The following is a 15041-nucleotide window of genomic DNA, read 5'->3' as shown; positions in this document are numbered from 1 at the left end:
GTTGTTTGTACTTCATTTGGCATTTTCCTTTAGCAAGTTAAATGGTCAAAATATAACAGCTGACCACCCAACTCAGAAAATTGCACTTATTATACGAATCCGCCCATACGGAAAGGTGATGTATAACGCACTTTATGCTTGTTATTGTCATGCTTGCGGCGAGACACATAACTGGAATTATTGAAGTTTAGTGAAAGCTCGTTTAGCTAATAGAATAGTTAAATTACTTACTCTGACTCACAAGGAAGTCACCTAAAACAAGATGCCTAAATTTATTTGTCACACACCAACAAGTCTCAAAAATACACAAGAAACCAGAGAGGCTATCCTTAACGAAGTCATTAATTTTAATCAATTTGATTAGTTATTAAATATTAAAAATATGGATACTTCCAATAACAGAATTTTCTTATTGTTTTGTTCGGTTTTTATTATAGCGATGCTTCACATGGTAGCTAACGTAAACGCTGCATCGGAGCGGCTGGTGTTAACAGGTTCTAGTACCGTGGCGCCGCTGATGGGTGAAATTGCGCGGCGGTTTGAGGCCATCAACGCTGGTGTACGCATTGATGTGCAAACCGGCGGTTCTGCGCGCGGCATACAGGATACACGGAATGGCATTGCCGACATTGGGATGGTATCGCGCGCCCTCAAACCGGATGAGCATGACTTGCGTGCGTTTACCATCGCGCTGGATGGCGTCAGCATTATTCTGCATGCCAACAATCAGGTTATCGCGCTCAGCAAACAGCAGATCGCAGATATTTATACCGGCAAAATAATCAACTGGAAAGCAGTGGGAGGAGCCGATGCACGAATTATTGTGATCAATAAAGCTGAGGGACGCTCAACACTGGAATTGTTTTTACACTATTTCCAATTGAAAAACAGTGAAATCAAACCACACATCATCATCGGTGATAACGCGCAAGGCATCAAGGCTGTGACAGGCAATCCACATGCCATTGGCTATGTATCCATTGGCGCGGCAGAATATGAAGCCCAGCGGGGTGCACCTATCGGGTTATTAGCGTTGGATGGTGTAGAAGCTTCTGTCGCCAATGTGCGTAACGGAACTTTTCCCTTGTCCCGCCCGCTCAATCTGGTGATGTCCCGCGAGCCACAGGGATTAATCCAGCGCTTCATTGAATTTGCCCGTTCACCACAAGCGCATGATCTGGTCGAAGCGCAATATCTTGTCCCATTCCGTGACTGACAAACTGGTACAGTGGGTATTGCGTTTCGGGGCGGTAATTGCCGCCCTGGTCATGCTGTTGATTCTGTTTTTTTTATTGCGTGAATCGTGGCCTGCCATGTTTCAGCTGGCCCCCGCACGGTTCTTGCTGGATGCATCGTGGCACCCGCTCGAAGCATCCTACAATTTGATGCCGATGTTGTCGGGCACTGTACTGGCCAGTATTGGTGCATTGCTGCTGGCGATTCCACTGGGTCTTGCTTCCGCACTATTTATCGTCTTTTATGCTTCTGCTCATCTTGCCACGCCGTATAAGCGCTTGATTGAATTACTGGCGGGTATTCCTTCCGTAGTTTTTGGATTCTGGGGATTGACCACTTTGGTTCCGCTCATCACGCAATGGCATCCGCCGGGTGCCAGTTTGCTGGCTGCGATCCTGGTTTTGGCATTGATGATACTACCTACCATCACGCTGACTGCTTTCTCAGCGCTGCAAGCGATTCCTGATGAATTTTTGCAAAATGCAGCGGCATTAGGAATGTCGCGCTGGGGGATGATTTATGGCGTTGCATTGCCTGCGGCACAAACAGGAATTGTCGCAGGCATCATTCTGGCTGCGGGACGGGCACTCGGTGAAACCATGGCAGTTTTAATGGTTGCTGGCAATGTCGTGCAGCATCCTACTACCCTGTTTGACCCCATTCGTACCCTGGCCGCCAATATTGCGCTGGAAATGGCCTATGCCATGGGAGATCACCGCGCAGTATTGTTTGTAACTGGCCTGTTACTGATGCTGCTGGTCATGCTGCTTGCAGCAACGGCTGGCTGGTTAAGAAGAAACAATCAGGATTGGAGCAGTTCCGCATGAATAAGTGGCTGTTATACCGTGATTCCTTGGTGCAATGGTTGATCTACCTGGCGGTATTAGCGGTCAGTACCGTTTTTGTCTGGATACTGATTGATCTGGTACGCGGCGGAGTTAGCCACTTGTCATGGGATTTTCTAACAGAATCGCCGCGCGATGCCGGGCGTTCGGGCGGTATTGGTTCGATCCTGATTTCTACCTTATGGATACTGATGGTGGCCTTAATCGCCGCCTTGCCACTTGCCTGGACAACGGCAGTATTGCTGGCTGAATTTGTGCCCGCTGCTAGCCGCTTTGGCATAGCGATCCGCTTCAGCCTGCAGGTGCTGGCCGGTGTGCCGTCGATTGTTTTTGGATTGTTTGGCAACGCATTCTTTAGTATTTATCTGGGCATGGGGTTTTCCATTTTGTCCGGGGGTTTGACATTGGCCTGCATGCTGTTGCCGATTCTTGTCAGTACAGCGGAAGCCGGCTTGCGCGCTGTACCGCAAAGCTATCGATTGTCTACTGCGGCATTGGGCATGTCGCAGACGGCAGCGCTCGTGCATCTATTATTGCCTGCGGCAGCGCCTGCACTTGCAGCGGGATTGCTTCTGGGTATCGGCCGTGCGATTGCAGAAACTGCAGCCTTGATATTCACCAGCGGATATGTCGACCGCACGCCTGGCTCACTGCTCGATTCAGGGCGATCTTTGGCATTGCATATTTACGATTTATCTATGAATGTGCCCGGCGGCGACCAACCAGCTTACGCCTCGGCTCTGGTATTGGTGGCTTTGCTGTTGTGCATCAATATTCTTGCCATGAAACTTTCCTATGACCTGCAACGCAGAAGGATCATACTTTGATGACATCGAATCCAGCTCAATCTACGCAGATTAATCGCTGCTGTGACAATGCTTTTACCTTGGGACCATTACAAACCGGCCCTGCCTGCTGTGATCCAGAACCTGTGATTCAGGTCAAAAATCTGTCGCTTCAATATGGCACTAAAACTGCACTGGAGAATGTCACACTGGATATTTACCGGGGTTGTATCACCGCTTTGATCGGTCCCTCAGGGTGCGGCAAAACCAGTTTCCTGTCAGCGCTGAATCGCTTGATCGATTTGATTCCTGGCTGCAAAGTACAAGGGCGGATTCTTATCGATGGTAACGATATCTATGATGCTGCCTGTGATGTGCAGGCACTGCGGCGGCAAATCGGCATGGTGTTCCAGAAACCGGTGCCATTTCCGTTGTCGATCCGCCGCAATATCGCACTGCCATTGCATGAACACGGCATTAAACAACGCGCCGAGGTGGAAGCGATTATCGAACAGGTATTGCGCGATGTCGGGCTATGGCATGAAGTATGCGATCGTCTGGACACTGCGGCACACAGTCTGTCGGGCGGTCAGCAGCAGCGTTTATGCATTGCGCGCGCACTGGCTTTGAGTCCACAAATATTGTTGATGGATGAGCCCTGCAGCGCGCTTGATCCCATTGCTTCCGGGGTGGTGGAGGACTTGATCAGCCGCTTGCGCGGCCGCTACACCATTGTCATCGTTACGCATAATCTGGCGCAGGCGCGTCGTATTGCTAACTACGCCGCAGTTTTCTGGGTAAAGGAGCGTGCAGGAGAGCTTGTTGAATTTGGTCAGTGCCAACATATTTTTGAAACACCCGCCCATGAACTGACGGCATCTTATATCAATGGTATTCGAGGATAGTCGCTATGAGAATGATGTACCAGCAGAAGCTCAATCGGATTCTGGTAGTTGTACAGTGAAGCAAACAGTTGCGGTCATTGGTGCTGGTAGCTCCGGACTTGTCGCAGCCAGGCATTTTCTCTGCCATGGTTTTGAAGTGCATGTTTTTGAGCGGGAAGATGACCTTGGTGGCAACTGGAACTACGGAAAGCCTTGCGCCCGCGTGTATCGATCTACCCATACCATCTCTTCAAAGCCCGGCACAGAATATCCCGATTTTCCGATGCCACAGGAGTATCCTGACTATCCCCACCACTCTCAAATCCTGGCCTACCTGCGAGCCTATGCCGAGCAATTTCGCCTGGTTGAACACATTCATTTTTCCACTGAGGTGATTCGTGTCGAGCCAGTCACTGAGGGTGATGCCCGCACCGGCTGGGTAATCACCTTCAAGAATGGTCATGCGGAAAGATTCGACGTGTTGGTCATTGGGAATGGACACAATTGGTTTCCTAAATTGCCCGAATATCGTGGAGTGTTTTCCGGCAAATCACTACATTCAGCTGATTATCGCACCCCGGATATCTTCGCTGGCCAACGCGTTCTCGCCGTTGGAGGTGGAAACAGTGGTTGTGATATCGCCGTAGAAGCCGCTCAGATTGCAGATTGTACATGGCACAGTACACGGAGGGGATACTGGTACATGCCCAAGCACATCTTCGCTCGTCCTATCGATCAGGTCGGTGATCAGCTGCTAGCGCTGCGCTTGCCGCTCTGGTTTCGCAGGCTGACTGCAACTGCCTTGCACCGGCTCCTGGTTGGTCGGCCTGAAAGAACTGGCCTTCCACAGCCGGATCACCGACTTTTTGAGACCCATCCAGTAATCAATTCGCTGCTACCCTACTATGTCGGTCAAGGAGACATCATACCAAAACCTGATATCGAGCGATTTGACGGAGACACGGTGTATTTTATTGACGGGTCATCGATTGAAGTGGATATGATCGTGTTTGCCACCGGGTACTTGATCCGTTTTCCTTTCATTGATAACCGCCATCTAAACTGGCAGGATGGGCGGCCCCACTTGTATCTCAATATCTTCCATCCAAATTACGATTCGCTATTTATTGCCGGCTTGATCCAGCCGGATAGCGGTCAGTTCGGGTTGGTCCATTGGCAGATGCTGGCAGCGGCTCGATTTGCAACAGCAGTTCGAGATGGGCATAGTTCGGCAGATGTACTTCGAAAACGCAAGGCCAATCCGCATCAGCATCTCAGCGGCGGCGTCAATTACAAAGAATCCACTCGTCATTATATCGAAGTGGAACACTGGGGTTATGGCAAGTTGCTGAAAGACTGGGTCAGGCAATTTCCTTTGCCAATTACTGACTAAATTTTCTCTTCAATATCACAAGCGTTCATCCAAGCGAGTCTCAAACCATGCTCTCGATGGGACTTTGGCCAATTTTTTGGATATGTGCTGCATCACACAGACTCATAGCTATGTATGAGCTAAATTGATTTTAATGCGGCCGTTTAATTTATTGTGCAAACCGAGTTTGGTTACTAATAAAGGAAAAGACATGCAATCTACTCGAAATGACTCTTCCACTTCCATCTGGCAGGCTACGACAACGCTCCCTACCTTTCCACCGCTTGAGGACGATGCTGAAACCGACGTATGCGTAATCGGTGCTGGAATTGCCGGTCTTACCACAGCATATCTTCTAACCGAACAAAATCAGAAAGTAATACTGATTGATGCCCACTCCATTGGCTCTGGTGAAACTGGACGTACGACAGCGCATTTTTTTCCTCCAGACGAGTGGTATCACAACATTGAAAGTGATTTTGGAGCCGAGCATGCGGCCTTAGTGGCCAACAGTTTTTCGAAAGCAGTGGATTTAGTCGAGTCTATTATCGGAAAAGAGCAGATTGATTGTTCATTTGAGCGCTTAAATGGTTATTTATATGCATTTTCCGAGAAAGACTTCAAAAATATCGAAAAGGAATTTGAAGCTGCTCGCAGAGCGGGCATCGCCGTCCAGAAACTGGAACAAGTTCCTGGCATAAGTTTTACTACCGGCCCCTGCATACAATATCCTAACCAAGCCCAATTTCATCCACTCAATTATTTGAAGGGATTAGCAAATGCTTTTGTACGTAATAGCGGTGTCATCCATTGTGGCACTCGTGCATTGAAGATTGAAGGCGACAAATTAATGCAGACAGTGAGTACGAATGGCGGAGAAATTAAAGCCAAATCAGTAGTTGTTGCAACCAATACTCCCTTCAATAATAAAGTAGTCATGCATACCAAACAAGCCGCATATAGAACATATGTCATTGGTGTCCGTGTTCCTAAGAAAAGCGTGCCGCGCATTCTCATGTGGGATACTGGAGATCCTTATTATTATGTGCGCCTTGAAACGCCGGAGTCCGAAAGCGGCTCTGAAATACTCATTGTGGGTGGCAGGGATCATAAAGTAGGGCAAGACATTCACCCTGAGCATCGCTATGATGAAATTGAACAATGGGTTCGTGAACGCTTCCCAATGGCACAGTCAGTCGAATATCGCTGGTCGGGTGAAATCATAGAGCCCTCGGATGGACCTGCATTTCTTGGGCACAATCCCATGGATGATAATAATGTATATGTCATCACAGGTGATTCCGGTAATGGGATGACACATGGCACGATTGGCGGATTGATTATTACCGATCATATTATGGGGCGGCATAACCCATGGATTTCCATATACAATCCAGCACGCAAAGTCATTCATGGCATTTCCGACTTTGTTACGGAACAAGCTAACACACTGGTCCAGTATAGCGACTGGTTAAGAGGGGGCGAGGTAGACTCCATTCAGGATATTCCAGCAGGACAAGGCGCAATTGTTCAGGATGGCCCACACAAATGGGCAGTGTATAGGGATGACCAAGGCCAATTGCACGCAGTGTCTGCTAAATGTACTCACTTAGGGTGCGTTGTTCACTTCAACTCTGCAGAGCGTTCCTGGGATTGTCCTTGCCATGGATCACGCTTTGACACGAATGGTGAAGTATTACATGGCCCCGCTTCAACTCCGCTAGCGGTCGTCAATCTCGAGTTAAACAAGGCTTAGAAGTGTATGACACTAAAACGAAATCTTCCCATAGATATTTTGAGAATGCGGTTTCAATATTCTGTTTAATAAACTTTCCTCTCAACAAATACGGATACTTATCATTTTTTTCAAACGTACGATATCGAACCGACTTTTTTAAAAATTTAAAGGAAAATTAACTAATAGTAGGGATTTTAATAGACTCTTGCTTATATCGTTTTAATAATATGTGTTTTTCGAACTCTAGTATTCTTATTCTTAGCACTGATTTTAAAGAATAAGAAATTTTTATAAACAGTAGTTATAGAAAATTAAGGAGAAAAACATGATCAGTTGGGCAGTTACTTTTTTAATCATAGCGATTATTGCTGGCGTATTGGGATTTAGTGGGATTGCAGGTACAGCTACACAAATTGCCTGGATTGCATTCGTGATAGGTATTATCATGGCAATCTTCTTCTTTTTTACCGGAAGACGCCCTCCTCCCTAAAATATTTAACCAAATTCTTGCGATAAAGTGCTGGTATTCTATCAATACAAGCAAAAAGATAGAAATTATCTACCGTCTGATAAATTTAATACCCGGTTGTTTGATAGGTAATTAAATTTATCAGGTCGGCAGATACAAAAAAGACTCTACATCAGCCTGTGGTTTATTGAGATTTATATTGGTAGGCGCGATTGGATTCGAACCAACGACCCCCACCATGTCAAGGTGGTGCTCTAACCAACTGAGCTACGCGCCTGGGAAGAGCGGATTCTAACCGAAACAGCTAACCAGTACAATTCATATATGCGTTGGCAGCTAAGATAGTGATTAATCTGGCGTTCAAATTCAATCGAAAGTCACTGTAAACAATCGGCATTTTTTCTCAGACTGCGCCGTGCATAGTAAGAAAAACCCACCGTACTGCGCTGTCCGCGCAGAATCCAGTCATGTGCTTCGCGCCCCAAATCAGGGTCAATGGGTTGAATCTTGCCCGCACCGGCTGCCAGCAAATGCATGCGTGCAGCTCGCTCAAAAGCAATGGATAAAATACAGGCTTCTTCAATGCTCGGGCAGGCAACCAGCAGCCCGTGATGTGCTAACAGCAAGGCGCGTTTGTTACCAATCGCCTTGGAAATCAGCTCACCTTCTTCGTTGCCTACCGGTACACCTGGCCACTTGGGCAAAAAAGCTACATCATCATACAGCACACAGTTATCCATATGCGATATTTCCAGCGGAACCTCCAACATACTCAGTGCAGCAGTGTGTATGGCATGAGTATGAATAATGCACTGTACATCCGGTCTGGCACGGTATAACCATGAATGAAAACGATTAGCGGGATTTGCCATGCCGTCGCCCTGCAAGACTTCCAAATCTTCATTAACAAGCAAGAGATTGCTCACGCAAATTTCATCAAAACCCAAACCCAGTCTTTGCGTCAAATAAGTTCCTGTTTTTTCGCCACGTGCCGTGATCTGCCCTGCCAATCCTGAATCATGCCCGTTATCAAACAAAATCCTGCAAGTCAGTGCCAGTTTCTGCGCCTGCGTGTAGTCTGTACCTTGCAAGTGCATATCCATCTGTACGAAGGATTGTTTAATCAACTGGTCTTTATCCAGATTAAAGGTTTTATTGTTCATTGCTCTCTCGCTGGGTGATAGTCATTAAACTGGGCAGTAATACTTCCTTCACAAATTCAGAACTCATCCTGGTTGGAGATAAACCGTTCTATCTCACGCCGGTCGCGTTTGGTGGGTCGACCTTTGGTAAAAAATGGCTGTGGTTGCGCTTTTAAGCGGGCAGCCAGTATTTGCCGCTGCTCCCGGCTTTCGTCCGTTTCACTATAAAGCTGCTGCGCTTGCGTTGCTGAACCCCGTTTATTGGATAATACCAATACCTTAATTACATATTGATAATTACCGATACGGATCGTTAGCATGTCTCCTACTGCAACCACCTTGGCAGGTTTTACCCGCTGATCATTCAAAGTAACCCGCCCGCGCTCAACCGCTTCAGCCGCCAACGAGCGAGTTTTAAAAAAACGCGCCGCGAACAGCCACTTATCGATACGATATTTTTCTATATTATTTTTAGGTTGCATATTTATGCTGTCACAACCAATCAACAATACTGACTAAATTACGAAGTTACGAGCCGCTCGAGAACAGCACACTACAAAAACGCTTTAAATTCGTCATTTGACAAAAATACCAGCTTGCCCAGCGTTAGTGGAAGCACTACGTTTCAATACTCAGCACCCGCCGAATTTCATCAGTCTTAAAGCCCAATGCCATCGGACGGCGCACATGAGGCAAAGCCACTACGTCATACAGCTCTTCAACCACCCCTTCCATACGCAACCAATGGACCGCATCGCCGGTGCGCAAATCGATTACCTGCACACCACAGCGCGCCTCAGCATTGCGTGATTTTAAGTTGACATCCAATGCCAAACCACTAAACGTTTTATTTTGACGGGGTTTGGATAAGCCTACCAGAGCGAAGTCACCATGAAAGCTTAAGCCGCGCATATAGCCAGGACAAAAACACAGCGGCTCAAAACGACCTGTCTCAAGATCGACATAACCGAAATCCCCGGTGCCGGAATTAAGCAGCCACAGCCGGCCGTTATACCAACGCGGCGAATGCGGCATAGATAGGCCGGTACAAACAATCTCGTTGCTCTTCACATCGATGACTATACCGCCACTGGTACGATGCTCACGCCAACCATCAGCCACATCAGATTGGCTAACAGCCGTAACATAAGCCGGCTGACCATCTTTCATCGCTAAGCCATTTAGATGGCAACGATCTTCGGCTGCCAATTTGCTGATAAAAGCAGGACGCCATAGCGGCTTGAAGCTGTGCGTTTCACTCAATGTAGCCAGACAACCAAACAAAGTATTGACGAACACCAGTCGGCCATCATGATCCACTGCCATATCGTGAATATCCAGATCACCGGTGGTATAACCTACTTGTGGCACATATAACCGGTCGTAGCCGTCTTGCTGCTGCCCGGCTTCGAATACGTTTTCGAAACGCCAGACTTGATACAAACTGCTCATATACAGACCATTCGGTGTCGAACACAAACCCATACAGCGGTTAAAGCTGCGCTCGAATACCGAAAGTCCGTTATCGGGTTTAAGTCCGATAAAGTACAGCTTGCCAATCTGGTAGGTTGTCAACGCTATGGCAAGACGCTGCTCGGCCAACCAGGACAGCATTTGGCGCGAAGTCGTGATTTCCAGAGTCGGTGCGGCAGTTTCATGATTATCCATTAAGTTTTTTGCTCTTTAAATGATGAAATCTTTCCTAACCAAAAACAAAATCTGTCGTCACGTTTGCTCCGACTAACAAAACCGCATTCCCCTGCGTATAAATGTGAAAATACCCATTGGCATCAAGACCTTCATCCGCCCAGCCACTATCAAGTCCCATAACACGGTCGCCGGCACTGCCATGCACTTTCAAGACATTCGTAGTATCCGACAGGTTGAGCAAGCCTGCTGCAGTTAAGGTCAACGTGTTATCACCAGTACCGGACAGGCAAATAGTTTCGATATCACTGATTTTATCACCATAACTTGCCAGATTCAGATCCAAATTCCTACCCGTTAAGTGCAGCACGTCGTTACCAGCACCCCCATCCGCTAATTGGAAATCAAGGTCAAATACCCAGATATTGTCGTTGCCAGCGCCGCCATCAAACACATCTGCGCCACCGCGACCGATCATTGTGTCATTGCCATCACCAGTTTCAAAGCGCTCTGTTGCCGATGTACCTCTGAAACTGTCATCCCCGGGTGTACCCACATAAGTCACCTCACCAGTAAAATCGCTACTGCCAAATATCACGTAACTAGCGCCAGAGTTACTGCCATTAACATCAGCACCAGGAGCACCAACAATCAAATCATCAAAACCATCCCCGTTAATATCCCCCGCGCTGCTGATCGAATTACCCAAATAATCATGCTCCGCCATCCCATCCAAGCGAAAACCGTCACTACTATCCAAGCTGGATAAATCCAATGTATCCCTGAAACCGGAAGCCTTGCCAAATACGATGTAACTGGCCCCAGAGTTTATGCCATTCAAATCGACGCCGGAGGCACCCACAATCACATCGTCAAAACCATCACCGTTGACATCGCCCGCATTGCTCACTGAATGACCCCGGGCGCTATACCCCAACTCCCCATCCAAACGAAAACCATTGCTGCCATCGAGGCTGGATAAATCCAATGCAGCACCAAAACCGGAAGCCTTGCCAAATATAACATAACTGGTACCGTTCAAGCTGGCGCTACTGGCGCCCACAATCACATCATCAAAGCCATCTCCGTTGACATCCCCCGCACTGCTGACCGAATGGCCGGCGGTACCATACGCGAGTAGCTCTCCATCCAGGCGGAAGCCATTGCTGCCATCCAGACTGGATAAATCCATTGCAGCACTAAAACCGGAAGCCTTGCCAAATATCACATAACTGGCACCAAAGCCATTGCTGTAGTCGTTCGGACCTATCTGACGCGCGCCTACGATCAAATCATCAAAACCATCACCATTAACATCTCCTGCACTGTTCACTGAATGACCCAAATGATCACCCATCTCCCCATTTAGGCGGAAACCATTGCTGCCATCGAGGCTGGATAAATCCAAGGTATCAATGAAACCGGAAGCCTTGCCAAATACGATGTAACTATTGCCAGATCTACTGTATTCCTCCTCAGGAGTTAAGGCGAACGGATCGGGAGCACCGATAATTAAATCATCAAAACCATCCCCGTTGACATCCCCCGCACTGCTGACCGAATGACCCGAAGCGCTATATGCCAATTCTCCGTCTAGACGGAAACCGCTGCTGCCGTCTAAACTGGATAAATCTATTGCAGCACCAAAACCGGAAGCCTTGCCAAATACGATATAACTGGCGCCGGATCCACTACTGTAGCTGTAACTGTAATTGTAGCCGCTCGGATCTGTAAGACGGGCACCTACAATCAAATCATCAAAACCATCCCCGTTGACATCCCCAGCATTACTCACCGACCTGCCCAACCGGTCATACGCCGACGTGCCATCCAGCCGAAAACCGTTAGTACCATCAAGGCTGGATAAATCCAGCACATTAGCAAAACCCGTAGCCTTACCAAACACTACATAGCTGGTCCCAGACTCGTCTCCATTCGGATCAGCCAGGCAAGCGCCGACAATCACATCATCAAACCCATCACCATTAATATCCCCAGCACCACTTACCGAAAAGCCTGATTGATCTCCCGCTGCCACTCCATCCAGACGGAAACCGTTACTACCATTCAGGTTGAGTAAGCTGAAATTGCCAATAACTGACATGACTAGCACTCCTTATAAATAAATTCGGAAATAGACTAATTATTGAGTATTTGCCATCATCTCTCCCTCGCTTGAGCTGATAGCTAGGCCATGATCCAATATTTACTACATGAGCCGTAACCCAATAATTTGAGTAAAATCATAAAATAAATGCCGATAAGATACTATAGGAAATGAGATATATTTCGGTGCCTTTTCGTTCCTTTAAAAATTTGATAGGTAGTCTTCGAGCAATAACATGAGGTATTCATTACGCTCAAAGTGAACTTGTCGAACCTTAAACGTAATCAACGTGTACAGTTTCTCTAGACAAAATCTGAGATCGTGTTAATCACCGCCAGTAATTACGGGGCATCATACGTTTGAATTTTTCAGAATTAATTGTGACTCACTATTTTTTATATTTTTGCGCATCATCGCCATATAGTCGATAAACATTTCTTCCAAAAACAAACGCGGATTGAGTGGGTGGAGGGACAGTTGTTGCTTTGAGTTTAAGGCCCGGCTAAAGGCGATACACGCATGCAAATCCAATTGTTTGCTCAACGCCTGGATTGCAGGCAGCCGCTTCAGATGATAGCGAATTTTCCCGGTTATATGATAGCTGGCTAAGTCATAGCACCATTTTTGTAACCAATTGACAGTAGTAGATAAATCAATTGATTGCAAGGCTGCGGCCAGAGAAATCGGCTCCAGCCGATTGGGATCAGCAATTTGCTGAATGAATTGTTCGTAACAGACTGCATTTTCGCCTTTATTCAGCAATAAAGCCGATAGCGGGGAGAAACTAGCGGCAGCTAGACTTGCTTGCGGATCATTCACTGCATGTTGTTTTAGCCACGCCACCGCCGTTTCAATGTCCGGTATCGGCATAGCGATCTGCTGACAGCGACTGCGTATCGTTGGCAACAAGCGTTGCGCTTGATGAGCTACCAGGATAAACAAAACATTTTCCGGTGGTTCCTCAAGCTTTTTGAGCAGTGCATTGGCTGCTGCGCTATTTATGGCCTCTGCAGGATAAATCAGAATAATCTTGTAACCATTCTGATGCCCAGTCATATACACAAATTCCGTCAGCTTACGAATTTGCTCGATACTGATCTGCTGGCTGGCGGTTTTCTTTATTGTTGAACTACTGGATTTTTCTTCCCTTTCTTCTTTTTCGCGCTGCTCAGCGGAATCGACCGATAGCGCCTGCGGCATGACCTGATAAAAATCAGGATGTCCGTTCTGCTCAAACCATCCACAACTTAAGCACTTCCCACACGCTTTCCGCCCTGCTGCAGGCGCGGTGCATAACAATGACTTCGCCAGATGACGCGCAAAATCGTATTTGCCGATGCCCTTTTTTCCCTTTAGTAACAATGCATGGCTACGAAATTCACCGTGTTGCGTCAATCGCTGCCAGATACCCTGTTGCCAACTGTAGATATCACTCATGATTCAATAAACACCGTAATGTTTGCTCAACTGCAGCTTTGACTTCCATTAAAGGCCGACTGCTGTCAATTAATTTGATGCGATCAGGGAACTGCCGGATTCTGTCGAGATAAGCTGCGCGCACACGCTGAAAAAAATCAACCTGCTCTTTTTCAAACCGGTCGGTAGTCTTTAATTGGCTGACACGCTGCCGCCCTAACTCCACCGGCACATCGAAATAAAGCGTCAAATCTGGTTGCAGCGCGCCTTGCGTCCACTGTTCCAAAATAGCCAGTTTGTCGCTATCCAGACCTCTGCCGCCGCCCTGATAGGCGAAACTCGCATCGGTAAAGCGATCCGATATTACCCATTGGCATTGCTTTAATGCCGGCAGAATCACTTTATCGATATGCTCGCGACGCGCGGCAAACATCAATAACGCTTCTGTTTCCGGGTGCATGGTGATGGATTTATCCAGCAATAAAGTACGCAACTGCTCACCTAACGGTGTTCCCCCGGGCTCACGAGTTACCACTGCCTGCAATCCCACATGCTGCAATAACTCGATGATCCAGGTAAGTTGGGTCGATTTGCCCGCACCGTCAATGCCTTCCAGGGTAATAAATTTGCCTCGCATGCTGTATCTATGAATGATCGGTTTTCAAGTTTTATTCAAGTGAGCTACTATGCATCCCTACGCAATTACCGCTTATTTTAACGCATGCACATCGATGCTTCCGGTTTATTGAATACCGCCCAATTTATCGCTTCCCCTAATTTCGATCAACGTCCGGCTGGCACTGAGATCAGCTTGTTGGTGATCCATAACATCAGCCTCCCACTCAACGAATTTGACGGCAATGGTGTGATTGAATTATTCACGAATCGGATTAACCCGCAAGCGCACCCTTATTATCAATCTTTACAGGGACTCAAAGTATCCACACATTTTTTCATCCGCCGTGATGGCGCAACAATACAATTTGTATCCTGCAATGATCGCGCCTGGCATGCAGGCGTTTCCTGCTGGCAAGGCAAAGAGCGCTGCAATGATTTCTCGATAGGCATTGAACTGGAAGGCAGCAATATCACGCCTTTTACCGATGCGCAATATACAGCATTGACTGCTCTGACGAAGTGCTTGTGCAATCACTATCCGATCAAACATATCGCCGGGCATTCTGATATTGCGCCTGATCGCAAAACTGATCCAGGACCTTACTTTGATTGGAAGAGGTATGCTGCTGGCCTAGATAGCGGCATTATCTAATTTGTTAAATTTAAATGACTCTTATATGAAATTGCTAGCTTCGCGGCTCGTCCCGGCTCTCTTCTTCTGTTCTTCGGCAATCTGTTTAGCCATCGCGAATAGCTGTTTCCTGTTCCTCCTTCTCTGCTGC

14 protein-coding genes, 1 tRNA gene and 1 pseudogene are annotated in these 15041 nt (G+C 47.3%); 9 read left to right on the top strand and 7 right to left on the bottom strand.

What is annotated here, in order from left to right:
• From BM021_RS15735 to BM021_RS06890, 8 genes and pseudogenes are all read left to right on the top strand, one after another.
• A pseudogene (locus BM021_RS15735) lies at window positions 1–184 on the top strand (hypothetical protein); the annotation flags it as partial.
• A 264-nt stretch (window positions 185–448) separates the two neighbouring features.
• On the top strand, window positions 449–1216 hold the full coding sequence (locus tag BM021_RS06920; RefSeq protein WP_256207819.1) for a phosphate ABC transporter substrate-binding protein: 768 nt from the start codon (window positions 449–451) through the stop codon (window positions 1214–1216).
• Window positions 1173–2063, top strand: a complete 891-nt coding sequence (gene pstC / locus BM021_RS06915) for a phosphate ABC transporter permease subunit PstC (RefSeq protein WP_090720246.1) — start codon at window positions 1173–1175, stop codon at window positions 2061–2063. The genes BM021_RS06920 and pstC overlap by 44 nt, the downstream gene beginning before the upstream one ends.
• Window positions 2060–2908, top strand: coding sequence for a phosphate ABC transporter permease PstA (gene pstA / locus BM021_RS06910; RefSeq protein ID WP_090720244.1), 849 nt, complete (start codon window positions 2060–2062; stop codon window positions 2906–2908). Before pstC ends, pstA begins: the two co-directional genes overlap by 4 nt.
• Complete coding sequence (locus BM021_RS06905) at window positions 2908–3771, top strand: phosphate ABC transporter ATP-binding protein (RefSeq protein WP_090720242.1); 864 nt, start codon at window positions 2908–2910, stop codon at window positions 3769–3771. Before pstA ends, BM021_RS06905 begins: the two co-directional genes overlap by 1 nt.
• Entirely contained in the window at window positions 3755–5143 is a 1389-nt protein-coding gene (locus tag BM021_RS06900) for a flavin-containing monooxygenase (RefSeq protein WP_090720240.1), read from the top strand. Before BM021_RS06905 ends, BM021_RS06900 begins: the two co-directional genes overlap by 17 nt.
• A gap of 190 nt (window positions 5144–5333) precedes the next feature.
• Window positions 5334–6878 (top strand): FAD-dependent oxidoreductase, encoded by a 1545-nt coding sequence (locus BM021_RS06895; RefSeq protein ID WP_090720238.1) that lies wholly within the window; start codon window positions 5334–5336, stop codon window positions 6876–6878.
• Window positions 6879–7185: 307 nt separating this feature from the next.
• Window positions 7186–7350: a DUF1328 domain-containing protein gene (locus tag BM021_RS06890; protein WP_090720235.1), complete on the top strand. Its 165-nt coding sequence runs from the start codon at window positions 7186–7188 to the stop codon at window positions 7348–7350.
• Window positions 7351–7529: 179 nt separating this feature from the next.
• On the opposite strand, the gene BM021_RS06885 is transcribed toward BM021_RS06890, so the two are convergent.
• The 7 genes from BM021_RS06885 to tmk form a co-directional block, all read right to left on the bottom strand.
• Window positions 7530–7606, bottom strand: a tRNA-Val gene (locus tag BM021_RS06885).
• Window positions 7607–7706: 100 nt separating this feature from the next.
• Window positions 7707–8492, bottom strand: a complete 786-nt coding sequence (locus BM021_RS06880; RefSeq protein ID WP_090720234.1) for an aldolase — start codon at window positions 8490–8492, stop codon at window positions 7707–7709.
• Between the two features lie 56 nt (window positions 8493–8548).
• On the bottom strand, window positions 8549–8953 hold the full coding sequence (locus tag BM021_RS06875) for an RNA-binding S4 domain-containing protein (protein WP_090720232.1): 405 nt from the start codon (window positions 8951–8953) through the stop codon (window positions 8549–8551).
• Window positions 8954–9089: 136 nt separating this feature from the next.
• Window positions 9090–10139, bottom strand: coding sequence for a TIGR03032 family protein (locus BM021_RS06870; protein WP_090720230.1), 1050 nt, complete (start codon window positions 10137–10139; stop codon window positions 9090–9092).
• Window positions 10140–10173: 34 nt separating this feature from the next.
• A complete protein-coding gene (locus BM021_RS06865) occupies window positions 10174–12222 on the bottom strand; it encodes an integrin alpha (RefSeq protein ID WP_090720227.1) in 2049 nt (682 codons plus the stop codon).
• Between the two features lie 354 nt (window positions 12223–12576).
• Window positions 12577–13662, bottom strand: a complete 1086-nt coding sequence (holB, locus tag BM021_RS06860) for a DNA polymerase III subunit delta' (RefSeq protein ID WP_090720224.1) — start codon at window positions 13660–13662, stop codon at window positions 12577–12579.
• Entirely contained in the window at window positions 13655–14278 is a 624-nt protein-coding gene (gene tmk, locus BM021_RS06855) for a dTMP kinase (RefSeq protein WP_090720222.1), read from the bottom strand. Before tmk ends, holB begins: the two co-directional genes overlap by 8 nt.
• An 84-nt stretch (window positions 14279–14362) precedes the next feature.
• Here tmk and ampD point away from each other — a divergent pair, with 84 nt between their 5' ends.
• A complete protein-coding gene (ampD, locus tag BM021_RS06850; RefSeq protein WP_090720220.1) occupies window positions 14363–14911 on the top strand; it encodes a 1,6-anhydro-N-acetylmuramyl-L-alanine amidase AmpD in 549 nt (182 codons plus the stop codon).
• Window positions 14912–15041: the final 130 nt, after the last annotated feature.

Source organism: Nitrosomonas sp. Nm166 (assembly GCF_900112825.1).
Lineage (GTDB): Bacteria > Pseudomonadota > Gammaproteobacteria > Burkholderiales > Nitrosomonadaceae > Nitrosomonas.
This window is presented reverse-complemented; position numbering and strand designations above follow the sequence as displayed.